The 25,019-nt window shown below is 33.0% G+C and carries 21 protein-coding genes; 15 read left to right on the top strand and 6 right to left on the bottom strand.

What is annotated here, in order from left to right; genetic code table 11:
* Window positions 1–207: 207 nt before the first annotated feature.
* From topA to AX016_RS06980, 7 genes are all read left to right on the top strand, one after another.
* The gene (topA, locus tag AX016_RS06950; RefSeq protein WP_100894928.1) at window positions 208–2,724 is read left to right on the top strand and encodes a type I DNA topoisomerase; all 2,517 of its coding nucleotides are present in this window, start codon (window positions 208–210) and stop codon (window positions 2,722–2,724) included.
* A 6-nt stretch (window positions 2,725–2,730) separates the two neighbouring features.
* Window positions 2,731–3,888 (top strand): formimidoylglutamase, encoded by a 1,158-nt coding sequence (locus AX016_RS06955; protein ID WP_100894929.1) that lies wholly within the window; start codon window positions 2,731–2,733, stop codon window positions 3,886–3,888.
* 114 nt (window positions 3,889–4,002) lie between these two features.
* Window positions 4,003–5,361: a type IX secretion system lipoprotein PorK/GldK gene (gene gldK, locus AX016_RS06960; protein ID WP_100894930.1), complete on the top strand. Its 1,359-nt coding sequence runs from the start codon at window positions 4,003–4,005 to the stop codon at window positions 5,359–5,361.
* A gap of 63 nt (window positions 5,362–5,424) precedes the next feature.
* Complete coding sequence (gldL, locus tag AX016_RS06965) at window positions 5,425–6,078, top strand: type IX secretion system motor protein PorL/GldL (RefSeq protein WP_100894931.1); 654 nt, start codon at window positions 5,425–5,427, stop codon at window positions 6,076–6,078.
* 53 nt (window positions 6,079–6,131) lie between these two features.
* Window positions 6,132–7,691, top strand: a complete 1,560-nt coding sequence (gene gldM, locus AX016_RS06970; protein ID WP_100894932.1) for a type IX secretion system motor protein PorM/GldM — start codon at window positions 6,132–6,134, stop codon at window positions 7,689–7,691.
* A 78-nt stretch (window positions 7,692–7,769) separates the two neighbouring features.
* The gene (gldN, locus tag AX016_RS06975; protein ID WP_100894933.1) at window positions 7,770–8,669 is read left to right on the top strand and encodes a type IX secretion system ring protein PorN/GldN; all 900 of its coding nucleotides are present in this window, start codon (window positions 7,770–7,772) and stop codon (window positions 8,667–8,669) included.
* Between the two features lie 108 nt (window positions 8,670–8,777).
* On the top strand, window positions 8,778–9,842 hold the full coding sequence (locus AX016_RS06980) for an NAD(P)/FAD-dependent oxidoreductase (RefSeq protein ID WP_100894934.1): 1,065 nt from the start codon (window positions 8,778–8,780) through the stop codon (window positions 9,840–9,842).
* Here the strand turns inward: AX016_RS06980 and AX016_RS06985 are convergent.
* A complete protein-coding gene (locus AX016_RS06985; RefSeq protein WP_100894935.1) occupies window positions 9,823–10,224 on the bottom strand; it encodes a DUF983 domain-containing protein in 402 nt (133 codons plus the stop codon). The genes AX016_RS06980 and AX016_RS06985 overlap by 20 nt on opposite strands.
* A 65-nt stretch (window positions 10,225–10,289) precedes the next feature.
* On the opposite strand from AX016_RS06985, the gene AX016_RS06990 reads away from it, so the two are divergent.
* A complete protein-coding gene (locus AX016_RS06990) occupies window positions 10,290–12,200 on the top strand; it encodes an ABC-F family ATP-binding cassette domain-containing protein (protein WP_100894936.1) in 1,911 nt (636 codons plus the stop codon).
* A gap of 156 nt (window positions 12,201–12,356) precedes the next feature.
* Window positions 12,357–13,241, top strand: coding sequence for a leucine-rich repeat domain-containing protein (locus tag AX016_RS06995; RefSeq protein ID WP_100894937.1), 885 nt, complete (start codon window positions 12,357–12,359; stop codon window positions 13,239–13,241).
* Between the two features lie 74 nt (window positions 13,242–13,315).
* Here AX016_RS06995 and AX016_RS07000 read toward each other — a convergent pair whose 3' ends face one another.
* Genes AX016_RS07000 through nirB form a run of 5 tightly spaced genes read right to left on the bottom strand, consistent with a single transcriptional unit; the run spans window position 13,316 to window position 19,089 of the window.
* Entirely contained in the window at window positions 13,316–13,678 is a 363-nt protein-coding gene (locus tag AX016_RS07000; RefSeq protein WP_100894938.1) for a DUF7009 family protein, read from the bottom strand.
* 10 nt (window positions 13,679–13,688) lie between these two features.
* Window positions 13,689–15,530: a sensor histidine kinase gene (locus AX016_RS07005; protein WP_100894939.1), complete on the bottom strand. Its 1,842-nt coding sequence runs from the start codon at window positions 15,528–15,530 to the stop codon at window positions 13,689–13,691.
* A gap of 24 nt (window positions 15,531–15,554) precedes the next feature.
* Window positions 15,555–16,142: a DUF4202 domain-containing protein gene (locus AX016_RS07010; RefSeq protein WP_100896816.1), complete on the bottom strand. Its 588-nt coding sequence runs from the start codon at window positions 16,140–16,142 to the stop codon at window positions 15,555–15,557.
* Window positions 16,143–16,165: 23 nt separating this feature from the next.
* Window positions 16,166–16,546, bottom strand: a complete 381-nt coding sequence (nirD, locus tag AX016_RS07015) for a nitrite reductase small subunit NirD (RefSeq protein WP_198519411.1) — start codon at window positions 16,544–16,546, stop codon at window positions 16,166–16,168.
* Window positions 16,547–16,575: 29 nt separating this feature from the next.
* The gene (gene nirB / locus AX016_RS07020; protein ID WP_100894940.1) at window positions 16,576–19,089 is read right to left on the bottom strand and encodes a nitrite reductase large subunit NirB; all 2,514 of its coding nucleotides are present in this window, start codon (window positions 19,087–19,089) and stop codon (window positions 16,576–16,578) included.
* 130 nt (window positions 19,090–19,219) lie between these two features.
* On the opposite strand from nirB, the gene cobA reads away from it, so the two are divergent.
* The 6 genes from cobA (at window position 19,220) to AX016_RS07050 (ending at window position 25,017) form a co-directional block, all read left to right on the top strand.
* Window positions 19,220–19,990, top strand: a complete 771-nt coding sequence (cobA, locus tag AX016_RS07025; RefSeq protein ID WP_100896818.1) for a uroporphyrinogen-III C-methyltransferase — start codon at window positions 19,220–19,222, stop codon at window positions 19,988–19,990.
* A 299-nt stretch (window positions 19,991–20,289) separates the two neighbouring features.
* A complete protein-coding gene (locus AX016_RS07030; protein ID WP_100894941.1) occupies window positions 20,290–21,687 on the top strand; it encodes an MFS transporter in 1,398 nt (465 codons plus the stop codon).
* Window positions 21,688–21,735: 48 nt separating this feature from the next.
* Window positions 21,736–23,016, top strand: a complete 1,281-nt coding sequence (locus AX016_RS07035; protein WP_100894942.1) for an alginate export family protein — start codon at window positions 21,736–21,738, stop codon at window positions 23,014–23,016.
* 128 nt (window positions 23,017–23,144) lie between these two features.
* Window positions 23,145–23,813, top strand: coding sequence for a response regulator transcription factor (locus AX016_RS07040; RefSeq protein ID WP_100894943.1), 669 nt, complete (start codon window positions 23,145–23,147; stop codon window positions 23,811–23,813).
* A 122-nt stretch (window positions 23,814–23,935) separates the two neighbouring features.
* A complete protein-coding gene (locus tag AX016_RS07045) occupies window positions 23,936–24,685 on the top strand; it encodes an SDR family NAD(P)-dependent oxidoreductase (RefSeq protein ID WP_100894944.1) in 750 nt (249 codons plus the stop codon).
* A gap of 35 nt (window positions 24,686–24,720) precedes the next feature.
* Window positions 24,721–25,017 carry a carboxymuconolactone decarboxylase family protein gene (locus AX016_RS07050; RefSeq protein ID WP_232732605.1) on the top strand — a complete coding sequence of 99 codons (297 nt, stop codon included), beginning with the start codon at window positions 24,721–24,723 and terminating at the stop codon, window positions 25,015–25,017.
* The last annotated feature ends 2 nt before the right edge of the window (window positions 25,018–25,019 follow it).

Genomic DNA, 25,019 nt, shown 5'->3' on the forward strand with positions numbered 1-25,019 from the left:
ACTTACTTATGGTTGGTGATAATGTGTTGTATCAATATAAATATTTAGAAAATAACATAAGCTTGTTAAGTAGCTTACATCTAGATTAATTTATACCTTAAAAAGACAAAAGACTGCTAATTTTAGCGGTCTTTTTTTGTTGGTTTCTACCTTATAACGTATTAAATAAAAAAATTGCTATACTTTTGTATAACCAAAAACCATAAAATGGCGAAGAATTTAGTAATTGTAGAGTCACCTGCAAAAGCAAAAACAATAGAGAAATTTTTAGGAAAAGATTACAAGGTAGAGTCGAGCTTTGGACACATAGCAGATTTGCCATCTAAAGAATTAGGGGTAGATGTAGATAATGACTTTACGCCTAAATATGTAGTAGATAGTGAAAAGAAAAAACTTGTAAAAAAACTTAAAGATTTAGCAGATAAAGCAGAAGTTATATGGCTTGCGAGTGATGAGGATCGCGAGGGAGAGGCTATTTCTTGGCATTTGGCAGAAGAGTTAAAGTTAGACAAGAGTAAAACAAGAAGAATTGTTTTTAACTCTATAACAAAGTCTGCAATACAAAAGGCAATAGAAAACCCAAGAGAAATAAATTACAACTTGGTAAATGCACAGCAGGCACGTAGAGTTTTAGATAGGTTGGTTGGTTACGAGCTATCTCCGGTTCTTTGGAAAAAAATAAAACCAGGTCTTTCTGCTGGTCGTGTACAGTCTGTAGCAGTTAGGTTAATTGTAGAAAGAGAGAGGTCTATTGAAGCTTTTACGCCAGAAGCTTCATTTAGAGTTGTTGCCGAATTTAAAACAGAATCAGGCAGTAGCTTTTCAGCAAAAATTAACAAAACATTCCCTAGTAAAAAAGCAGCTCAAGATTTTTTAAATAAAAATATTGGTGCAAATTTTTCTATAGCAAATTTAGATAAAAAACCAGCAAAAAAATCTCCGGCAGCACCGTTTACAACATCTACCTTACAACAAGAGGCAGCACGTAAATTATATTTTTCTGTGGGTAGAACAATGCAGGTAGCACAACGTTTGTACGAGGCAGGTTTAATAACCTATATGAGAACAGATAGTGTAAACCTATCTAAAGAGGCATTAGATGCAGCTAAGGAAGCAATTGTAGAAAACTACGGTAAAGAATATAGTGAGGTGCGTAATTATGTAGGTAAAACCAAAGGTGCACAAGAGGCGCATGAGGCGGTTAGACCTACAGATATGAAAAGGCAATCACCGTCTTTAGAGCGTGACCAAGCAAGGTTGTATGAGCTTATTTGGAAACGAACATTAGCATCACAAATGAGTGATGCGCAGTTAGAGCGTACCAACGTAAAAATAAAAGCAGATAAGCATAAAGAAGAGTTTACTGCAAATGGAGAGGTTATTAAGTTTGATGGTTTTTTAAAGGTATACTTAGAAGGTCATGATGATGAGGAAACAGAGGAGCAAGAAGGTATGTTGCCAGCGATGAAAGTTGGAGAAACATTACTTAATAATTTTATAACAGCAACAGAACGTTTTTCTAGAGCTCCATACAGATTTACTGAAGCATCTTTAGTTAAAAAGTTAGAAGAGTTAGGAATAGGAAGACCATCTACTTATGCACCAACAATTTCTACAATCCAAAACAGAGGCTATGTAGAAAAAGGAACAATAGAAGGTGTAGAGCGTAAGTATACGCAGTTGGTTTTAGAAGCAGATAATCTGCAAGAAAAGAACTTAACAGAAACTGTTGGTTCTGATAAAGGTAAAATGGTACCTACAGATATAGGTATAATTGTAACCGACTTTTTAGTAAATCACTTTGAAACTATATTAGACTATAATTTTACAGCTAAGGTAGAAGAAGACTTTGATGAAATTGCAACAGGCGATGAAGACTGGGGTAAAGTAATGAAGGATTTTTATACAGATTTTCATCCAAAGGTTGAAGATGTAGAGCAAAACGCAGACAGAGCCAGCGGGGAACGTATTCTGGGTAAAGATCCAAAAACGGGTAGGCAAGTATCTGTGCGTTTAGGTAGATTTGGACCAATGGTACAAATAGGTACAGCAGAGGAAGAAGAAAAACCACAATTTGCTAGTTTGTTACCAGAACACTCTTTAGGTACTATTACTTTTGAGGAAGCAATGGAGCTTTTTAAATTGCCAAAAGATTTAGGTACTTATGAAGGAGAAGAAGTATCTGCAAACGTAGGTAGGTTTGGACCTTATGTTAAGTTTGGTAAAAAGTACATTTCTATGGAGAAAGGAGAAAGTGCTTTAGATATAACTAAAGAAAGGGCAATAGAGCTTATTGTAGAAAAGCAAAAAGCAGATGCGCCAATAGCTTCATATGAAGATTTAGAGGTTACCAAAGGTGTAGGTCGTTTTGGTCCGTTTATAAAATGGAACGGAATGTTTATCAATGTAAATAAAAAGTACGACTATGATACACTTTCTTATGAGGATATTGTAGAACTTATTGAAGCTAAAAAACAAAAAGAAATAGATAAGCTTATACAAGAATGGCCAGAAGAAGGCATACGTATAGAAAAAGCTAGATGGGGTAGACACAATGTGTTAAAGGGTAAAATAAAGGTTGAGTTAGCTAAAACAGTAGACGCTACTAAAATTACTTTAGAAGAAGCCCAAGCTATGATAGAAAAGAAAACCCCAAAGAAAAAAACAAAAGCTAAAGCAAAACCTAAGGCTAAAGCAAAAGCAAAACCAAAGACAAAGAAGTAAAAATATATGGCGTTCGATTTTTTGACTCCAGTGGCAGATAAAGTAATAGCTCATTGTGAGTTATTACCGTCGCAAGCATTAGGAAAAAAAATATACAAACACACAAAAAAAGATGGTTTGCCGGTCTTGGCAATGGCATCTATAGCAATAATAGGCGTAAATGAATCTAGAAATGCTTTTGAAAAAAAATCAGAAGCATTAGATTTATCTGGCGTTAGGTTAGAGCTTTACAAGTTAATGGTAGGTAATTGGAATTCTACTATTATAGATCTAGGCGATGTAGAACCCGGAGAAAATGTTAGCGATACTTATTTTGTAGTAAAAGAAGTAATAGCTAGCTTAATTGAAGAAAACATTGTGCCTATAGTAATTGGGCCAACACAAGACCTAACATATCCTTGTTACAGGGCTTTTGATGGCCTCCGAAATATGATTAACCTAGTAAATGTAGATAGTAGGTTTGACTTTGGAGATCATGAAGAACTTATCTCTTCTCATTCTTATATGAGTAAAATTATTACAGATAAGCCCAATAATTTATTTAATTTTTCAAATATAGGTTACCAAAGCTATTTTAATTCTCAGGAAGAAATAGATCTAATGGAGCGTCTTTTTTTTGATGCTTATCGTTTAGGAGAGGTAACATCAGACATAACCTTAGTAGAACCAATTCTACGAAATGCACACATTGTTAGTTTAGATGCACGCTCTGTGCGGGCAAGTGAAATGGGTATGTTAAATAATTTTTCTCCAAACGGATTTACAGGAAGAGAAATTTGCGCCATAGCAAGGTATGCAGGTATAAGTGAAAAATTATCTGTCTTTGGTGTTTTTGAGAGCGAGAATTCAAATCAATCTTTTCAGCTCTTAGCCCAGATTATATGGTACTTTATAGAGGGTTATAACTTTAGAGTACAAGAATTACCTTATTTAAATAAAGAAGCATTTACAAAGTATATAGTTCCTTCAGACTTAGAAGAACTGGTTTTTTATAAAAGTAATTTAACAGAAAGGTGGTGGGTAGAAGTACCATCTATTTTAAATTCATATAATAAAAATGAAATGCCTGCGTTATTACCCTGCACCAAGGCGGATTATGTTGAGGCAACCAACCAAAACATTCCAGAAAGGTGGTTTAAGGCATTTAAAAAAGGCCTCAATTAAAAAAATAACAAAATAACGTGTCTTAATACAATATTTCGTTTAAAACGCTGTTTTAATGATTGAATATATATGTTTAAGAACTAAATATCTTAAATCGAAATTTAACCTATAATTATGAAGAAACTATTGTTAATGTCCATGGGATTTGTTCTTTTACTTGGCAGTTGTGGTAAGTCAGGAACAAAAGGAGAATTGGTAGGAGCCCAAGGAAAAAAATGGTATCCGGAGAAACCTTATGGTATGGAATTGATCCCAAGAGGATCTTTTATCATGGGTAAAACAGAAGAAGACCAAGCGCAGGTTTTAAATGCGCCAACTAAAACTGTTACAGTAACTTCTTTTTATATGGATGATACTGAAATAACAAATAGTGAGTATCGTCAGTTTGTAGAATGGGTTAAAGATTCTATTACAAGAACAAAATTGGCAATATTAGCAGATGAGTTAGGCTTAAGCCCAGAAGATGGTGGTATTGGTGATTATGCATTTAAAGATGCGGATACAACTAAAATGTCTGAATATGATAAGTATATGATGGACAACTACGGTGGTGGTGGCCCATCAGGATATGAAGGTAGAGCCTTAAATAAGCAAGAAAAGCTTATTTGGGATACATCTGAATACCCAGACGAGTATTATGTTGAGGTAATGGATAAGTTATACATTCCAGAAGAAGAGGCATATAACGGGCAACGTACTATAGATGTTACACAACTTAAATATAAGTATAGTTGGATGGACATAGACGCAGCTGCAAGATCTAAAACTGGAAGCAGAAAAGATTTTATTAAGCAGACTGAGTTACCTGTTTACCCAGATACTACAGTATGGATTAAAGATTTTGAATACTCTTATAATGAGCCAATGCACAACGATTATTTTTGGCACGATGCATATAGTGAGTATCCAGTAGTAGGTGTTACTTGGGATCAAGCAACAGCTTTTTGTAACTGGAGAACAAAATTAAAGAACGACGACCAAAAAAGTAGAGGTAAACAGCCAGTTAATAAATTTAGATTGCCTACAGAAGCAGAGTGGGAGTACGCTGCAAGAGGTGGTATAGAAGGTGGTATGTACCCTTGGGGTGGTCCTTATGTAATTAGTGATACTGGTTGCTATATGGCAAACTTTAAACCACAAAGAGGAGATTACGCTGCAGATGCAGCATTGTATACAGTAGAGGCTAAAGCATATGAGCCTAACGACTTTAACTTGTATAATATGGCTGGTAACGTGTCTGAATGGACAAGCTCTAGCTACGATCCAAGTACTTACGATTTTGTTTCTACAATGAACCCTAACGGAGGAGATAGTGGTAACGCAAGAAGAGTAATACGTGGTGGTTCTTGGAAAGATGTTGCTTACTTCTTACAAGTATCTACAAGAGATTATGAATACAGAGATTCTGCTCGTAGTTATATTGGCTTTAGAACTGTACAAGATTACATGGGAGAAGAAGATTCTACCGACTAAAAAACCGAATAAATTTAACCCTAAATACTTATAATTAATAAACCCAAATTAAAATTTAAAATTATGGCACAATCAAAATCAACAAAGAAATTATTTAATATGGCCTATGGCCTTGGAGCATCTGTAGTAATTATTGGTGCACTATTTAAAATCCTTCACTGGGAGTTAGGACCATTAAACGGTGGTGTTTTACTAGCAATTGGTCTTATTACAGAGGCACTTATTTTTGCAATTAGTGCATTTGAACCAATAGAGGATGAGTTAGACTGGTCTTTAGTATACCCAGAATTAGCAGGTGGTCAAGGATCAGCTAAACAAAAGAAAGAAACTTTAGAAGTAAAAGAAACAGAAGCATCTTTATCTAAGAAATTAGACGAAATGTTAAAAGAAGCTGGTGTTGATGCAGAATTAATGGGAAGCCTTGGTAACAGCATTAAAAACTTTGAAGGTGCTGCTAAAGGAATTGCTCCTACTGTAGATGCAATGGAATCTACTAGAAAGTATTCTGATGAAATGGTACAAGCTGCTACGCAGATGGAATCATTAAACAGCTTATACAAAGTGCAATTAGAAAGTGCTAGCAGACAAGCTTCAATTAATGAAGAAGTAGTACAAAACTCTTCAGCATTAAAAGATCAAATGGAATCTTTAGCAACAAACTTATCTTCTTTAAACGGAGTATACGGTGGTATGTTATCAGCAATGAGCAAAAACTAATTAGTTAATACTAATAACCCCAAATCAATTATTAACTAAAATTAGTAGAAAACATGGCAGGAGGAAAACAGTCACCACGTCAGAGAATGGTAAACTTAATGTACTTAGTGTTCATTTGTATGCTGGCGTTAAATATGAGTAAAGAAGTTCTAGCTGCATTCGGCTTAATGAATGTAAAGATGGAAGCTTCTAACAAAAAATCAACAGAAAACAATGTAGCTTTCTTAGAAGGTCTTGGAACAAAGGCAGAAGAGAATGCAGCAAAGTATGCTGAAGATTACAAAAAAGCGCAGCAGGTACAAAAAATATCTCAAGATTATTATGACTATTTAGAAGGTCTTAAAAAAGAGATGACTAAGAACGTTGAAGATCCTACAGATTACCAAGTAATGGATAAGTCTGATTACTTAGATCAAAAATTCTTTAGCGGAGAAAACTTAGCAGAAGGTGGTAAGGAGTTCATGAAAAGAATTAACGATTACCGTGAGCAAGTATCTAAGTTAGTACCAGAAAAAATAAAAAGTTCTGTAAAGGCTAGATTTGAAACTGGAGATGCTAATGGTAAAGTAGAGAAGAAAGATAAGACCAAGCAAGATTGGATTAACTATCACTATGAAGGTTTTCCTTTAATAGCTTCTTTAACTAAAATTACAGCTTTACAGTCTGATATTAAGTCTACTGAAGAAGATGCTTTAAAAGCAATGTTAGAAGGTAACTTAACAGATCAGGTTTCTTTAAAGAAATTTAAAACATCACTTTTTGGATCTAAGTCAGCATTTTATGCAGGTGAGAAGTACGATGGTAAAATTATTATTAGCAAAACTGATGATTCTTCTACTCCAGTAAGAGCAGAATTAACATTAGATGGTAGAAAATTAAAAGAAGGTACAGATTATCAGCTTGAAGCTGGAGGTGTTAAAATGTTAATTGGTGCTGGTAACCCAGGAGATCACGAAGTAGCAGGTACACTTTTCTTTAAGCAAGATGGTGAAGAAGTTCCTGTAGAAGTTAAAAATTCTTTTGCAACTATATCTAAGCCAAGTGCAGCATTAATTGCTGCAGATAAGATGAACGTTGTTTACCGTGGTGTTGCTAACCCAATGACAATTTCTATACCTGGTATACCAAATAATAAAGTAAGAGCTTCTGCTCCAGGCTTAAAGTCGGTAAGTGGTAGTAAGTATGTTATGAATCCAGGTTCTGGAAGATCTGTAACTATTAAAGCTTCTGGTACTTTGCCAGATGGTAAAGCAGTTAGTTCTTCATCAGAATTTAGAATTAAAGATATACCAAGTCCAACAGGTTCTATTAGAGGAGAAACTGGTAGCGTTAAAATGCCACGTAAAAACTTAGAAGTATCTACAGTTGGTGCATTATTACAAGATTTTGATTTTGATTTAAATATTGGTGTAAGCGGTTTCAGCTTCAAAGTTCCAGGACAGCCAACAATTAGAGTTAATGGTAGAAAATTAGACAGTAGAGCTAAATCTGCATTAAAAAGAGCAAAAAGAGGTGATATGGTTCAGATATTTAATATCCAAGCTTATATTACAAATAACAAGAGTTATAGATTAAAGAAAGTTTCTAGTGTACTTGTAGAAATTACAAACTAGAATAAATGAAACTAAAAGGTAAGTTGCTATTGTAAAATAGCAACTTACTTATAGCTTCAAAATAAAATTATTTAAATGATGAATTGGAAAAACATTTTAGTAGTAGGTTTAGTAGCAATGTCTTCGATATCTGCTATGGCGCAATCAAATGTATTGAATGCCAAAAAACCAGAAGAAATTGGTATTAAAACAGAAGAACAAATTAAAAAAGATAATGACGGACCATTAAAGTATGGTTATGTAGACGACAGAGATGTTTTATGGTCTACTACTGTATGGGAAGTTATAGATTTAGATGAGCGTGTAAACTTTCCTTTATACTACCCAATTGATACTATAGACATAGGTAAAAACAGAAGATCGTTATACCACGTTTTAATGAAAGGTATTAAGAGTGGAGAATTAGAAGTTTATGCAGATTCTTACTTTACAGAAAAAAGAAAATTAGAAGACTTAAAAGCTTCTATGCAGAAGGTAGATACTACAGATTATGGTTACGACCAATATAATGCAGGAGAAACTGTTTCTGAAGAATATATTAACAAGAGAGATCTTGTTGCAGCAGATTTAGAAGAATACCTAATTAAAGGAATGTGGTATTTTGATAAAAGACAAGGAGAATTAAAATACCGTTTATTAGGTATTGCTCCAGTTGCACCAGATGTTAACTTTATAGATGATGAGTCTGTAGATATAGATGGTAATAAAATTCCTTTATTCTGGGTTTGGTATCCAGATGCTAGAGAATTGTTGCATACAGCAAAAGTGTTTAATCAACGAAACTCTGCAAGTCCAATTTCTTTTGATATGTTGTTAAACTCAAGAAGGTTCCATGCAACTATTTACAAAGAAGAAAATGTACACGGAGATCGTAAAATTAAAGATTACATTTCAGACAACGCATTGTTTCAGTTGCTAGAAGCCAAAAGAATTAAAGAGGTTATTAGAGACAGAGAACAAGATATGTGGAGCTATTAAATTGCTTTAGAATTCCAATTCAAATACAATAAGCAGACTCCCTAGGATTTTATTCCTAGGGAGTTTTTTTATACATATAAATTAAGCTACTTTATCTATTTTTGTAATATGGTAAATTATGTAGTTGTAGGTCTGGGGTTGGCAGGTATTTCTTTTTGTGAAACACTAGAAAAAAATAATAAAACGTTTAAGGTTGTTGCAGATAACTCACAGACATCTTCTGTAGTTGCAGGTGGTTTGTATAACCCAGTTATTTTAAAACGTTTTACACTTGCCTGGAACGCAAAACAACAATTAGACCTTGCGCTACCCTTTTACAAGGCTTTAGAAGATAAGCTAAAAGTACAGTTAGACTATAAAATACCTGTAATACGTAGGTTTGCTTCTGTAGAGGAGCAAAATATGTGGTTTGAGGCTATGGATAAGCCAAGTCTTAATTACTTTTTATCACCAAAAATTATTCAAAATAAAAATGCTGATATAAATGCAAACTTTGGGTATGGCGAGGTTTTACATACAGGTAGAATAGATACAAAGGAGCTTTTATCAGCCTATAAAAATTACTTAATTAAAAAAGAAGCTATACTACAAGAAACGTTTGATTTTGATGCTTTACAAATTGAAGAAAACGGAGTTATATACAAAGGTATTAAGGCAGAAAAAATAGTTTTTGCTACTGGTTTTGGTTTAAAAAGCAATCCGTTTTTTAATTATTTACCTTTAAATGGAACAAAGGGAGAGCTTTTAACTATAAAAGCTCCAGATTTAAAAGAGAAAAGTGTCATAAAATCATCAGTCTTTATAATACCTATGGGTAATGATTTGTATAGGGTAGGAGCCACTTATAATAGAGACGACAAAACAAACAACGTATCTGAAACCGCTAAAGAAGAGTTGTTAACCAAATTAAATACCTTTTTAAAATGCAGTTATGAGGTTGTAGACCACAAAGCAGGTGTTAGGCCAACAGTAGCAGATAGAAAACCACTAGTTGGCGAGCATCCAAAGCATAAAAATGTATATGTTTTAAATGGTTTTGGTTCTAGAGGCGTTATGGCAGGACCTTATGCAGCTAAACATCTTTTTAATTTTATAGAAAACAAAGAGTTGCTACCAAAAGAGATAAATTGTAATCGTTTTATTAAAAGATACCTTAATGCTTCTGGCTCTTAAACTTAGCGGCTGCGTTTTTATCATAATGGATAAACATATTTATCCAAATATTACGAGACAATCTCATAATTATTGGCATAAAACCAACTAAGGTAGCTACAATACAAATAAAACTTACTAAAAGACTCGTTTCAATAAAAATAAAAGAGATTATAAAAGCAGCAACAGCAAATGCAATACCAACACCATAACTTACGTACATTGCTCCGTAAAAGAACGAAGGCTCCATTTGATATTTGGTACCACAATGAGAACAACGCTCGTGCATATCGTACACATTTGATAAATGGTAAGGGTTTTTATCCTTGTACATGTTCTCTAAGTGACATTTTGGACAAGTTCCTGTTAAAATACTGCTGAGTTTGTTTCCTTTTTTTAACATTTGCAAAAAGTTTTTACAAAAATACTATTTTCTATAATTTTCATCTGTAACATTAGTCACATTTTATGCTTAATATTCACAATTTATCTGTCTCTTTTGGAGGAGAATTTTTATTTGAAGAAATTTCTTTTAGGTTAAACCCAGGAAACCGTGTTGGACTTATAGGAAAAAATGGTGCAGGTAAGTCTACCTTATTAAAACTATTGTCTAAAGAAATGCCAATAGATAGTGGTACAATTGCAGCAGATAAAGATGTAAAAATTGGCTTTTTAAAACAAGATATAGATTTTGTAGAAGGAAGATCTGTTTTAGAAGAATCTTACCAAGCGTTTGAAGAAATTAAAGCTTTAGAGTTAAAGTTAGATGAAATTAATCATCAATTAGCAGAACGTACAGACTACGAAAGTGATAGTTACAGTCAGCTTATTATAGATTTAAATGATATTACGCATCATTATGAAATTTTAGGAGGTTACAATTACCAAGGAGAAACAGAAAAAGTTTTACAAGGTTTAGGTTTTAGTAGAGCAGATTTTGATAAAAAAACGGAGACATTTTCTGGAGGCTGGCGTATGCGTATAGAGTTGGCAAAACTACTATTACAAACTAACGATGTGCTGCTGCTGGATGAGCCTACCAACCACTTAGATATAGAATCTATTATTTGGTTAGAGCAGTTTTTAAAAGGATATTCTGGTGCTGTAGTAATTGTATCGCATGATAAAATGTTTTTAGATAATGTTACCAACAGAACCATAGAAATATCTTTAGGTAGAATATACGATTACAATAAACCGTATTCAGAATACTTGGTTCAGCGTAACGAGCTTAAAACACAGCAATTAAGCGCGCAAAAAAACCAAGAAAAGCAAATACAGCAAACAGAAAAGCTGATAGAGAAATTTAGAGCAAAAGCATCTAAGGCAACTATGGCGCAATCTTTAATTAAAAAGTTAGATAAGATTGATAGGATAGAGGTAGATGAGGATGATAATAGCGTAATGAATTTACGTTTTCCTATATCTATAAATCCAGGTAAAATTATAGCAGAGATTGAAGATTTATCTAAAAACTATGGCGATAAAAAAGTTTTAAATAATATAGATTTATTAATAGAACGCGATAGTAAAACAGCCTTTGTTGGTCAAAACGGACAAGGAAAATCTACTTTAGCAAAAATTATGGTGGGTGAGTTAGAGTATAGCGGTCACTTAAAATTAGGGCACAATGTACAAATAGGATATTTTGCTCAAAACCAAGCAGAGTATTTAGATGGTACAAAAACTATTTTAGATACAATGATAGATGCTGCTAACGAAACTAACCGTAGTAAGGTTAGAGATATTTTAGGATCGTTTTTATTTAGGGGAGATGATGTAGATAAGTATGTAAGAGTATTGTCTGGTGGTGAGCGTAACCGTTTAGCTTTGGCTAAAATGTTACTACAACCATTAAACGTATTGGTAATGGATGAACCTACCAACCATTTAGATATAAAGTCTAAAAACGTTTTAAAACAAGCATTACAAAATTTTGAGGGTACACTAATACTTGTATCACACGATAGAGATTTTTTACAAGGTTTAACTAATAAAGTTTACGAGTTTAAAGATCAAAAAATAAGAGAATATTTAGGAGATATAGACTATTACTTAGACCAACGTAAAGCTGAAAATTTTAGAGCTATTGAAAAAAAGACTAAGGTTAAGCAAGCTGTAAAAAAAGAAGAAGATAAAAAAGTAGACTATAAAGATCAGAAAAAAATAAAGTCCCTTAAAAATAAACTAAGTAATGTAGAAAGTGAAATTTCTACTTTGGAGAGCGACATAAAAAAGATAGATCAGAAGCTTTTATTGGAGTATGAAGCTACAATTGCAGAACCAGATTTTTTTGATAAATACGAGGCAAAAAAGAAAAAATTAAAAGAACTAATGTCTACTTGGGAAGAGCTAACCTTAAATTTAGAAGATTTGTAAGTAATGTAGGGTTTTGTAGGCTATTTTGCTAAACCACAGAAAATGCGTGTTTCACAACAAAAACACGCTAACCGCTTGTAGTTCATCTAATAATTTTGCCAGTTATCTATAATTAGCTTCTATTTGTATCGCAATACTTTGATAATCAGTATAGATATGAATAAGAATTTTACTTACACAATCATAGCTTTTTTAGCAGTAGCACTACAAACAGTTGTGGGGCAAATATCTTCTAAAGAAAAAGCAGTGCTTATAGACTTGTACAATGCTACAAACGGAAGTCAATGGACAACTCAGTGGAATTTAGATAAACCAGTTTCTACCTGGAAAGGTGTTAAAGTAGAAGACAATAAAGTTGTTGGGCTAAATTTATTTAGAAACAACTTGGAGGGAACTTTGCCACAAACAATTTATAAGCTTAAAAGTTTGCAAGATTTAAACTTAGCGTTTAATAAAATCAGCGGAGAAATACCTGTGACTATTACTAAGTTAAAAGAGTTGAGAAATGTTCATTTAGAGATGAATTTACTAACAGGTGAAATACCTTCTAAAATAGGAGATTTAGCTAATTTAGAGAGTATTGTACTATTTAATAACCTAATGAAAGGAGAAATTCCTAAAAGCGTTGGTAAATTAAAAAAATTAAAAGTATTTAATGTGTCTAGTAACAAACTTTCAGGTATTATACCTGATGAGTTAGGAAGCTTATCTAAATTAGAAAGTTTAGGGCTTTTTGAAAATAATTTGGTTGGTTTTATCCCAAAAGAATTAGGGAACTTAGTAGAGCTTAGAGAGCTTGTAATTGCTAACAACCAGTTAATGGGAGATATACCACAAGAATTTGGACAACTGGTAAACCTACAAGTATTACAATTACAAAATAATAAATTCAATAGCTTTAAAAGTCTAGACTTTATGCAGTCTAAAGAGATTTTAGTTTTTGATTTTGATGGAAAAAAACCAAGCTTAAAGTTTAGAGATTTAAACACAGCTAAAACTGGAGTTGCAGAAACAGAGTTTGAAGAAGATAAAGAAAATTAATTACTATAATAAGTATTTAGTTGGTTAGTTAAAAAGAGTGTCCTGAGGGCACTCTTTTTTTATTTTAAATACTGTTAAGCATTAGGATTGGGGTAGTTGTCTGTCTGGTCTTCTACAGTTTCATCCATACAAACAAAATCTTTTTCAACTAAAATAAAAATTTCTTTACCGTTTTTAGTGATAAAATTATGACTAAAACCAACAGTGTTACTACTAAACCAATTGGTTGTGTAATCTTTAGGAACGTATATGGTTATAGTGTTATTAGTGTAATCGGTTTCTAGATTTGTTATATCCTTTTTTGCGTGTATTCTATATGAAAATAAAGTTGATCCAAACTCTGTTTCTTGAGCAAAAGAACCTGTTTTGCAAAATGCTTCTACTTCACTCTTAGTAAGTCTGTATCTAATAGAATTTCCTCTAATTCTTATTTTCATAGCGTTGGTTTTATGGTTGTTTTATATTTCTTTCGGGCTTGTAATTTATGGTAACCCTAGTTCCTTTTCCTGGAGTAGAGTTAATAAATAGTCTTCCGTTTATATAGTTTATGCGTTCTTTCATATAAAAAAGCCCCATACCGCCCTCACTATTGTTTTTTGGTGTCTTGTGCAAAATAGTATCATCAAAACCTTTACCATCATCATCAATTAAAATGCTTAGTATATTTTGGTCATAATTAATACTAAGTAAAATATAGTTGGCATCTGCATACTTAATAGCGTTATTTATAGCCTCTTGTGTTACTCTATAAATATTAGTTTCTGCTAAGGAAGAAAACCTAATGTTTTTATCGGTCTTATTTTCAAAAAGAATATTTTTTCCAGTTAGTTTAGCTAATTCTATTGTCATTTTTTGCAGAGCAGGAAAAATACCATGATCTTTTAACTCAGGAGGAGTAAGGTTAAACGTAGCAGTACGAACGCCTTTTATTAGGTCTGAGCATAGCGTTTTTAAATATGCTATCTTCTCCTCTGTTTTTTCTTTATTCTCTAAGTTAATAGATTCTATGTTAAATTTAAGAGCAGTAAGCATTTGACCAATTCCGTCGTGTATGTCTTTTGCAATACGTTTGCGCTCTTCTTCTTGTCCCTCTACAATTTGACTAGCTTGTAGTTTTCTTTGAAGTATTTTATCTTCAAAATTTTGCTTTGTTAATTGCTCTAATTTTTGCTGATTTTCTATTCGTTCTGTAATATCAGAACATAAAATTAAAACACTTTGTTTTTTAGACGATTGATGAAGTGGAATAATAGACATATCTAACCAAACATCCTGTTCTTTTTTAGTCTTTATTTTTATTTCTTCAGTTCTAATGTTTTTTCTGCTATTTTTTAAAACTTCTTTAAGGTATTCTTGTTGGCCTTCGTTTGTTGTTAGTATCTCAGACAATGGTTTAGATAAGTCTTGAGTAGAACAACCTAAAAGTTCTTGAAATTTTTTACTGATAAAAACTACGCTTTCATTATTTTTAGTGCTAGCAAATAAAGCTGCATTATCTATAACAAAATTTAATTCTTGTAGCTCTTGTAACGAGTTTTCTTTTTCTTGATATAGTTCCTCTATTTTAGCAGTGTTTTCCTCAGATTCTATTTTTCCTTTTAAAAGCTTAGCAATACTATTTCTAATTTGAATAGATAATGGTCTAAAAACAAATAAAATTTCTAAAAGAAGAATTAGTAAGGAAAGTGCAACTAGTATATGCTCTTTTTGTTTTAATTTTTGAAGTTGAGTTTTACTTATACTATCATATTTATTTACAATAGTATCCATCAAATTTAAAAATATGCGTTCGTTTTTAAGTAGAATAGTTATATCTTTTTCTAAACTTATGCTATCTCTTATATTGTTGCTTTTAAGATGAATGGTGTTATTTGCAGCACTCATCATAGCGGTATGGTGTGGTGTAATTTTTTTTAATAGAGCTAGTATTTCTTTATTCTCTTCTTTAGGTAAACCCATAGAGTCATTACCAAACTGAAGCGCATTGTGCGATATGCGCCAAACATCTAAGGTGTTTTTTGTATTATGTAAAATTTGTTTTTTTTCTTCATTAGATGTGTATCTATTTAGCAATAGAATATCTTTTACTAATTTTTGACTGTAAGCACGTTGCCTACCTGCAACATTTATAACGCGAGAATCATCTAACTGAGAATTTAAATGCATTTGTACTAAAACCTGAGAAAAAACAATAGAAAAAGCAATAGCTAACAATGCTAGTAGGTACCATTTTCTTATTCTAAGAAATGTGGTGGTGTCTAAAGATTTTTCTAATTTATTACCGCTCATATTAGTAGCTTATTGTAAGCATTTTTAAGATAATGCTTTGCCTACTAGTTCTAAAGATGCTTTTGATAAAGGTAGCTTTAAAGCTGCATCTTGGCCCAAATTGGACATTTTGCGCCACGTTTTTTGCAAAATATCAATAAGTTTTTCTTCTGAGTATTTTTTAGCAAATGGCTCAAAATAAAACTCTAAAAATACCAGGCAAATAACATCTTCTAAGGTCTGTGTTTCTTCATTCTTTTTTAACTGTTTCTTCTCAAGTAAAAAAGCAACTTTACTAATTGTTTCTTGGTCATAACCAACAGATTCTAAAATTGAACTTGCTTTTTTTGCATGATATTTTTTAAGGTCTTGTCTCCATGTCAAATATCCAGTCCTGTTCATTTCATAAGAATCTCTTGGTATTTCCCATCTGCAAATGTGTTGGCAACGAGCAGTTAACTGTAATACTTCTGATGCATTTGGAGCAAAAGAGTTTAGTTTGTTTGTCATACGTATTGCGTATAGTACTTCTTTTGCGTACTCCTTACCTTGGTATAATTCTTTATTTGGGTCTTGGTTGTTTGCTTTATCAAAAAGATCAAAAGCTTGTTTTAGTTTATTTGTTGTTGCCATATGTGGTAAGGTTTGTTTCAAAGCTATTCAGAAAACCCAATATACACAAAACCATCTTCAATTTTTATAGGATAAGTTGCAATAGCATCTAAAGTGCCGTTTAAATTTTCTCCGGTTTCTAGAGAAAATGTGTTTTTATGCAGGGGACAAGCCACTTTAGGTGTTCCCATATCTTCACCAATCATACCTCTAGAAAGTACCATTTCCATTTTATGCGGACATAAATTTTGGCAGGCGTACCATTTACCTTCTCTTGTAAAATTAAAAACAGCAATTTGTTTATTTTTATATTTTACGCAGGCACCACCATTTTTAGGGAACTTAGTAATTTCTGCAGCTTTGTACCAGGTTGTTACTTGTTCTAAAGCTGTTAATGAGTATTCTTTTAAAATTGAAGTTATCATCTTTAATTATTTTAATTAAACATATTCTATTATACCCAAGGAGCCGGCATTTTTTGATCTCTTAATGATACAAATTCTATATTTTCATCTTCCTCGGTAGAGTTTACAAAGTGTGTGTATTTAGCTCTTATTTCAGGGGTTTCAATAGCTTCTTTCCATTCGCATTTATAAGTATCAACCAATCTCTGCATTTCTACGTCTAATTGGTCTACAATACCTAAACAGTCGTTTATAACAACATCTTTTACATAGTCTATACCGCCTTCTAGTTTATCTAACCAAGCAGCAGTACGCATTAGTGGTTGGGCTGTTTGTATGTAATACATTAAAAATCTGTCTACATACTTTATAGCAGTTTCTTTATCTACTTTTTCGGCTAATAACAAGGCGTGTTTTGGAGTTGCACCACCATTTCCTGCTATGTATACATTCCAACCTCCTTCTACAGCAATAAAGCCAAAATCTTTACCACGAGCTTCTGCGCATTCTCTAATACAGCCAGATACACCACCTTTAAATTTATGAGGAGACCTTATGCCTTTGTATCTGTTTTCTATTTCTATTGCAAAACTCACACTTTCATCCATCCCATATCTGCACCATGTAGAGCCAACGCAGCTTTTTACGGTACGTAAAGATTTTCCATAAGCTTGTCCGGTTTCAAAGCCTTCGGCAATTAATTCTTCCCAAATAAGAGGTAGCTCGTGTAATTGTGCTCCAAACATATCTATACGTTGTCCGCCTGTAATTTTGGTATATAAATCATATTTTTGAGCAATTCTGCCCATAGCAATCATTTGTTTTGGAGATATTTCTCCGCCGGCAACACGTGGCACAACAGAATAGGTTCCGTTACGCTGAATGTTTGCCAAATACCTATCATTGGTGTCTTGTATTGTATCTTGTTTGTTTGCTGTTTCATTAAATATACTAGCAAATAATGATGCTGCTAACGGTTTGCAAACTTCGCAGCCATTTCCTTTACCGTGAGTGTCTAGCAGTTCATCATAATCTTTAATGTGTTTCATTTTAACAATGTCATACAGCTCTTGCCTAGAGTAATCAAAATGCTCACAAATACGTTCCTTAACTACTTTACCTAGAGATTTTAAAGTTTCATTTACTAAATCTGTCACCATAGGTTTACAGCCACCACAACCGGTAGTTGCTTTGGTTGCTTTAGCAACATCTTTTACAGTTTCATTGCCATCATCTTTTACCGAGCAACAAACCTGCCCTTTAGTTACGGCTTCGCAAGAACAAACAACAGCAGTATCTGGTAAATCCATAGCACTACCAAAAGAAGCAGCGCCATCACCAGCAGGCAATATTAACTGTGATGGATCTGAAGGAATAGGCATACCATTTAAATATATTTGATGTAGCATACTATAATCTGTAGCATCACCAACTAAAATTCCGCCAAGTAATTTTTTGCCATCAAGACTTACATTAATTCTTTTGTATAAATGTTGTGTTTTGTTTTCAAAAATCACAGAATGTCCTTTTGTAGCAGGCATAAAAGGCTCTCCAAAGCTAGCAACATCAACACCAATTAATTTTAGTTTGGTAGACATATCAATCTCATCTGCCATTTGGTTTTCTAAATTTCCTGTAATCTGGTCAACAGCAACAGTAGCCATTTCATAACCAGGAGCAACCAAACCATAAATCATTTGGTTGTATAAGGCAATTTCTCCAATGGCATAAATATTTTCATCAGAGGTTTGCATTTTGTTATCTACTACAATGCCGCCACGCACACCCATTTTTAAGCCGCTAGATTTTCCTAGTTCATCTCGCGGACGTATACCGGCAGAAATAATTAGCATTTCTACATCCAGTACGTCATCTTCTCCAAATTCCATTCCAGTAATAGCTTTGTCTCCTAATATTTGATTTGTTGCTTTACTAAGGTGAATATGTAAACCTATAGATTCTAATTTTAGTTGAAGAACCTGACTGCTTCTAGAGTCTAACTGTCTTGGCATTAATTTAGGAGCAAACTCTACAATGTGTGGCTCTAAACCCATATCCATAACGGCTTTACCGGCTTCAAGACCTAAAAGTCCGCCTCCAAGAACTGCAGCTTTTGCATTAGGATTTTTTGTTTTAAGTAGAGCTGCATAAGCTAGCATACCTTCTAAGTCTTCAATAGTTCGGTATACAAAAACCCCTTTTTTTTCTACACCTTTAATAGGAGGTACAAATGCAGATGATCCTGTGGCTAGTACAAGATAATCATAAGAAAAATCACGGTTGTTAGCGGTTGTAATTGTTTTTTCATCACGATTAATATCTGTAACACGTTCATTAACCATTAATTCTATTCCGTTTTCAGTATACCATTCTGCAGGAGCCATTTCTAATGCCTTTGCATCTTGGTTTTCAAAAAACTCACTTAAATGTACACGGTCATAAGCAGGTCTTGGCTCATCGCCAAAAACAATAAGCTTAAAATCTTTATTTGTTTCTTTGGCCACAAATTTTTCGCAAAACTTATAGCCTACCATTCCATTTCCTACTACAATTACGGTTTTCATACGTACGTGTTTATCAGATTACTTAGCAAAATTACGTATTATTACGTATTTATTGTCTGATTTTATCGAAATAAATACGTAGTTTTGTTGTTGTATTAATAATTTTTCACTTTAATAATTGTATATTATGATGTTAGCAAGTATGCCAAAAGTTAGTTTAGTTGGCGCAGGCCCTGGTAGTAGTGATCTTATAACACGTAGAGGCTTTAAGGTTTTGCAGCAGGCATCTGTAGTTTTGTATGATGCATTGGTAAGTAAAGAATTACTAAATGAAATAGATGCAGATATACCAAAAATATACGTAGGTAAGCGTTGCGGAGAACATTCTTTATTGCAAGATGATATTAATAAGCTTATAGTAGAAAGTGCATATACATATGGGCACGTAGTACGTTTAAAAGGTGGTGATCCGTTTGTGTTTGGTAGAGCAAGTGAAGAAATAGAATACGTAGAGTCTTTTGGTATACCTGTTACAGTTGTCCCTGGTGTAAGTAGTGCTATTGCTGTACCAGCAAGTCAAGGTATACCAGTAACTCGTAGAGGTATAAGTAGTAGTTTTTGGGTAATGACAGCTACAAAAAAGGATGGGTCGTTCTCTCAAGATCTTAAATTGGCAGCAAAATCATCAGCAACACTTGTAATATTAATGGGTGTACGTAAGTTTAGAGAAATTACAAAAGAGATTTTAAAATACAGGAGTAAAACAACACCTTTTGCTATAATACAGAACGGAACTTTAGATAAAGAAACCTGTATAACAGGTACTTTATTAAATTATAAAACAGTTAATAAAGATATTAATACTGCGCTCCCTGGTATTATAGTTATTGGTGATGTGGTAGCGGAGCATCCTTCTTTTTTTGAAGAAGAGTTACAGCGTGTACTTAACTCAGGGATGTAAAATTATATATGAGTAACTACGTAGTTATTAAATAATTTAGTCATTTTTTTACCTTTTATTGAACTAATACATTGTGTTTTAGCTTGTTGTTTGTTTTTAAATTTCTTTAAAAATGTCAAATTCTACATTTTAATATTTCTTTTTTTTCATTTTGATTTTTTATAAATACAAATTCTATCATTTTAATAAAAATACGTATTCTGTGTATTGTTTTTATTTACACCTACGTACTTATACGTATTAATACTTATTTTTGAAGTGTAAATAGTTCACTATATAACCTTCTAAAATAATATGATATGATAAACAAGACATCTAACAAGGCTACAAAATTAAATCTACGAGATTTTAAAAGTATTCAAATGAAAACTTTTTGGATTACCTCACTGGCTTTTTTTCTTTGTTTTTTTGCTTGGTTTGGTATAGTTCCTTTTATGCCAGATGTGGTTAGAGATTTAGGATTAACTCCTTCTCAAAAATGGAATTCTATTATTTTAGCGGTTTCAGGAACTGTATTTGCACGTTTAGCAATAGGTAAATTATGTGATAAATATGGTCCACGATTGTGCTATACCTACTTACTAGTATTAGGAGCAATACCAGTAATATTGCTTGGTTTTGTACAAACACCATTACAGTTTTTAATTTGTAGGTTGCTTATTGGTTTTATAGGAGCTTCATTTGTAATTACGCAGTTTCATACTTCTATTATGTTTGCGCCAAATATTGTAGGTACGGCAAATGCTACTTCTGCAGGTTGGGGAAATCTAGGAGGTGGAGCTAACCGTTTGGGAATGCCTTTAATTGCTGCAGCAGTTGTAAGTTTTGGTGTTGCAGATGAAATTGCCTGGCGTTACTCTATGGTTATTGCTGGTGTACTATGTTTTTTAATGGGATTGGTATATTATTTCTTTACAAAAGATACTCCAGAGGGTAATTTTTCAGAATTAAAAGAAAGAGGTGAAATGCCTGTTCTTAAAAAGGACGAAGCATCTTTTGCTAGTGTTTTAAAAGATTATAGGGTTTGGATTTTATTTTTTGTTTATGCTGCTTGCTTTGGAATAGAACTTACGGTGTATGGCACTATGGATGATTATTTGCAAAATAGATTTGGTTTAGAAAGGTCTTTTGCCGGTAACTTGGTTTTGTCTTTTGCTTTAATGAACATTTTTGCCCGAACATTAGGTGGTTATTTTGGTGATAAATTTGGTAACTCTAAAGGCTTACGTGGTCGTGTTATTTTCTTGGCTGTTATTTTAGCTGCAGAGGGATTAATGTTATCTTTCTTTTCAATGACAACAAGTATAGCAGTAGGGATGTTGTTTTTAATAGCATTTAGCTTAACAGTACAAATGGCAGAAGGAGCTACATTTTCTGTTGTACCGTTTATAAATAAAAAGGCAATTGGGTCTATCTCAGGTATTGTAGGTGCAGGTGGTAATGTAGGTGCATTTTTAGCAGCAATGCTATTAAAGTCTAAGTCTGCAGTAGCAGAAAGCGCAGCAATATCATCTAACAATGAGTTGGGGGAAGAGGCTATAAAAGCGGCACAAACTGTGGCTTCTGCTTCAGCAGTTTCATCTGGTTATTTTGTTATTGGTGGTTGTATTTTGGTAGCAGCATTACTGTCCTTAGCTATCAAATTTGCATCATCAGAAGAGAAAGTGTCTGCTAGACTACAGGTAGCAGATAAATAATATTAGTTCTATTATCAGAAAAAATAAATAATATAAACTTAAGGGAAAATGAAAAAAATACATTTTTTAATAGGTCTGGTATGTCTAATTTCTAATTATACCATAGCACAGTTTAAAATAGATGGCGAGTTTAGGCCAAGAACCGAATACCGTCACGGATACGGAAGTCCAATTGCAGAAGATGCAGATGCAGGTTTTGGTATATCTACTAGAGCACGTGTAAATTTTGGGTACGCAGATGAATCTTACAAGGTATATTTAAGTTTGCAAGATGTAATGACGTGGGGAGAAAATAGGCAACTTTTACCTGCAGATACTAATAATTCTTTTGCTGTTTTTGAAGCTTGGGGAGAACTAACTTTAGGAGAAGGTTTTTCTACAAAAATAGGTAGGCAAACATTAGATTATGATGATCAAAGAATTTTAGGTTCTGTTGGTTGGGCACAGCAAGCACGTAACCATGATGCAGCATTGTTAAAATATAAAAAAGACAAATTTTTATTAGATGTAGGTTTAGCATTTAATCAAGATAAAGCAAATTTATCTGGTTTTTCATCTATAGGAACGGAATATAGTACAACGGGTTTCTTTTCTTATAAAACAATGCAGTACTTATATTTAAAACAAAATTGGGACACTTTTTCAGGTAGTTTGTTAGTGCTAAATAATGGTTTTCAGGAGTATGAAGATGATGGTGTTACGGCAGATGGTACTAGTAGTTTGTTAACTCTTGGCACACACTTAGAGTATAAAAAAGGAAAACTAGGTGTTAGTAGTAATCTTTTTTTACAAACAGGAGAAAGACAAGGAGAAGTAGATGTAAAAGGTGCTTATTTGGCAAGTTTAGATCTTAGTTTAAAAACATCAGATAAAATTACTTTAGGGGCAGGTATAGAGCTTATTAGTGGTAATGATGCAGATGCAGGTGAAACAGGAGCATTTTTTCCGTTGTACGGAACCAATCATAAATTTAATGGCTTTATGGATTATTTTTATGTAGGCAACCACGCTAATTCTGTTGGACTTTTAGATGTACATTTAAGCGCAAATTTTAAATTAAATGAAACGTCTAATCTTATGGTTAAGGCATTAAACTTTAGTGGCGAGCAAGAATTGCCAAGCGGAGAAAAATCTTTAGGGACAGAAATAGATCTAGTTTTTTCTAAAAAGTTTAAGGGCTACGGCTTGGCAATAGGATATTCACAAATGTTTGCAAATGATGGTATGTATGAATTAAAAGAAACTACTGAAGATGCTTCTGCCGGAGGTCAAAATTGGGCTTGGGCAATGCTAACCATCAAACCAAAATTTTTAAATACAACAAAATAACAATCAATTTTATAGCCATTCCCCAGTCGCTGCAGTATTATGTAGCGACTTTTTTTATAGTATTGCCTAAGTATATTACGTATGTAACTACGTATTTTTAAATTATATTTGTGTAAATATTTAGATGAATGAGTAGTACTATAAGTATTGTATTGGCAGATGATCATTCTTTAGTAAGGGACGGAATACGTTCTTTACTAGAAGAAGAAAAAGATTTAGTTGTAGTAGCAGAGGTGGCTAATGGGGAAGAAGCTATAGCTATTGTAGAAGAAAAAAAACCAGATCTTTTAATTATAGATATTAGAATGCCAATTATGAATGGTATAGATGCAGTAGATGTTTTAAATAAAAAAGGAACAACTACCAAAACCATTATTTTGTCTATGCATGACTCAGAGGAATATATTCTTAAATCTGTAAATGCAGGTGCAAACGGTTATTTACTAAAAGATACAGGTAAAGTAGAGTTTATAAAAGCAATACACACTGTGCAACAAGGAGGAAAATATTTTAGTGGAGACATATCTAATGTCTTGGTAAATAATTTGCTTCATGGTAATAAATCTATTTCTGAAGCATCAAAGACAACAAAAACCAATAATCCTTTTGATCTTACCAGTAAAGAACTTCAGGTATTAGAGCTTGTGCTAGCAGGTTTAACAAATAAGCAGATTTCAGAAAAACTAGAAAATAGTAAACGTACTGTAGAAACGCATAGGTTTAATTTAATGCGTAAAATGGAAGTTAAAAACCTTATAGACTTGTCTAAAAAAGCACAACAGTATAATCTTGTTTAAGAGTATAAATAATACGCTTTTATATTAGTTTCCTAAAATTACCATTCTCTTTCTATAAGCTACCATATTAGATATTAAAAGCTACATAGTTTTGTGCGTATATTAATTTAATACAAAACAAAATGAAAAAAAGAGCTTTAATTATTGGAGGTAGTAGTGGAATTGGAAGAGCAACTGCAGAAAAATTATTACAAGAAGGGGTAGAAGTACACGTAGTAGGTACAAACCAAAATAAATTGGATGCATTTAAAAAAGAGGCACCTGAAGATTTATTTTGTCACAAAGTAGATATTACAAATTCATCAGAAATAGATAGTTTAAACACAACAATTGGTGGTTGGGATAATCTAGATTATTTGGTAAATGCATCAGGTATATTTGGGCCAAAAGCTTTTTTAGATCATACTTTAGAAGATTATAACTCTTACCAAGATTTAAACCGTGGTTTCTTTTTTATTACACAGAATGTAGCTAAAAAAATGGCATCTACAGGTGGCGGTTCTATTGTAAACGTAGGTTCTATGTGGGCAAAACAAGCGGTAAAGGCAACACCTTCTTCTGCATATTCTATGCAAAAAGCAGGTTTACATTCTTTAACTCAGCATTTGGCTATGGAGCTTGCAGATAAAAAAATTAGAGTAAATGCAGTTTCTCCAGCAGTAGTGCAAACACCAGTTTATGATAGTGTTTTTGGAGATAATGATAAGGCAACCGAAGCATTAAAAGGTTTTAATGGTTTTCATCCAATAGGAAGAATAGGACAACCAAGTGATATAGCAAAAACCATACACTTTCTGTTGTCTGATAGTGCTTCATGGGTAACAGGTGCTATTTGGGATACAGATGGTGGTGTAATGTCTGGAAGAAATTAATTTTTTAATCTAAATATAATAGTCTTATGTATGATATGAGCAACCTTAAGAAATTAGGAAAATTAGGTAAAAATGCATCTCCGGCAATGCAAGCTTTTCAGGTTTTTGATGAAGCAGCTTTAGCAGATGGTGTAATACCAAAAAAGTATAAAGAATTGATAGCAGTTGCAGTAGCATTAACTACACAGTGTCCTTATTGTTTAGAAATACATAAAAAACAAGCAGAAAATGCAGGGGCAACACAAGAAGAGTTAGCAGAAGTTACATTTGTTGCAGCAGCATTACGTGCAGGAGCCGCAGTTGTTCACGGCACACATTTAATGAATAAATAAAA

Source organism: Cellulophaga sp. RHA19, from assembly GCF_002813425.1.
In the GTDB taxonomy this organism is placed as follows: Bacteria; Bacteroidota; Bacteroidia; order Flavobacteriales; family Flavobacteriaceae; genus Cellulophaga.

Coding starts and splice junctions, on each gene's coding strand:
- AX016_RS06980 (WP_100894934.1), top strand. CDS start 8,778: ATGGTAAATTATGTAGTTGTAGGTCTGGGGTTGGCAGGTATTTCTTTT.
- AX016_RS07035 (WP_100894942.1), top strand. CDS start 21,736: ATGAAAAAAATACATTTTTTAATAGGTCTGGTATGTCTAATTTCTAAT.
- nirD (WP_198519411.1), bottom strand. CDS start 16,546: ATGATAACTTCAATTTTAAAAGAATACTCATTAACAGCTTTAGAACAA.
- gldL (WP_100894931.1), top strand. CDS start 5,425: ATGGCACAATCAAAATCAACAAAGAAATTATTTAATATGGCCTATGGC.
- AX016_RS06955 (WP_100894929.1), top strand. CDS start 2,731: ATGGCGTTCGATTTTTTGACTCCAGTGGCAGATAAAGTAATAGCTCAT.
- AX016_RS07050 (WP_232732605.1), top strand. CDS start 24,721: ATGAGCAACCTTAAGAAATTAGGAAAATTAGGTAAAAATGCATCTCCG.
- AX016_RS07045 (WP_100894944.1), top strand. CDS start 23,936: ATGAAAAAAAGAGCTTTAATTATTGGAGGTAGTAGTGGAATTGGAAGA.
- AX016_RS07000 (WP_100894938.1), bottom strand. CDS start 13,678: ATGAAAATAAGAATTAGAGGAAATTCTATTAGATACAGACTTACTAAG.
- AX016_RS06985 (WP_100894935.1), bottom strand. CDS start 10,224: ATGTTAAAAAAAGGAAACAAACTCAGCAGTATTTTAACAGGAACTTGT.
- topA (WP_100894928.1), top strand. CDS start 208: ATGGCGAAGAATTTAGTAATTGTAGAGTCACCTGCAAAAGCAAAAACA.
- AX016_RS06990 (WP_100894936.1), top strand. CDS start 10,290: ATGCTTAATATTCACAATTTATCTGTCTCTTTTGGAGGAGAATTTTTA.
- AX016_RS06995 (WP_100894937.1), top strand. CDS start 12,357: ATGAATAAGAATTTTACTTACACAATCATAGCTTTTTTAGCAGTAGCA.
- AX016_RS07005 (WP_100894939.1), bottom strand. CDS start 15,530: ATGAGCGGTAATAAATTAGAAAAATCTTTAGACACCACCACATTTCTT.
- nirB (WP_100894940.1), bottom strand. CDS start 19,089: ATGAAAACCGTAATTGTAGTAGGAAATGGAATGGTAGGCTATAAGTTT.
- AX016_RS07010 (WP_100896816.1), bottom strand. CDS start 16,142: ATGGCAACAACAAATAAACTAAAACAAGCTTTTGATCTTTTTGATAAA.
- gldM (WP_100894932.1), top strand. CDS start 6,132: ATGGCAGGAGGAAAACAGTCACCACGTCAGAGAATGGTAAACTTAATG.
- cobA (WP_100896818.1), top strand. CDS start 19,220: ATGTTAGCAAGTATGCCAAAAGTTAGTTTAGTTGGCGCAGGCCCTGGT.
- gldK (WP_100894930.1), top strand. CDS start 4,003: ATGAAGAAACTATTGTTAATGTCCATGGGATTTGTTCTTTTACTTGGC.
- gldN (WP_100894933.1), top strand. CDS start 7,770: ATGAATTGGAAAAACATTTTAGTAGTAGGTTTAGTAGCAATGTCTTCG.
- AX016_RS07030 (WP_100894941.1), top strand. CDS start 20,290: ATGATAAACAAGACATCTAACAAGGCTACAAAATTAAATCTACGAGAT.
- AX016_RS07040 (WP_100894943.1), top strand. CDS start 23,145: ATGAGTAGTACTATAAGTATTGTATTGGCAGATGATCATTCTTTAGTA.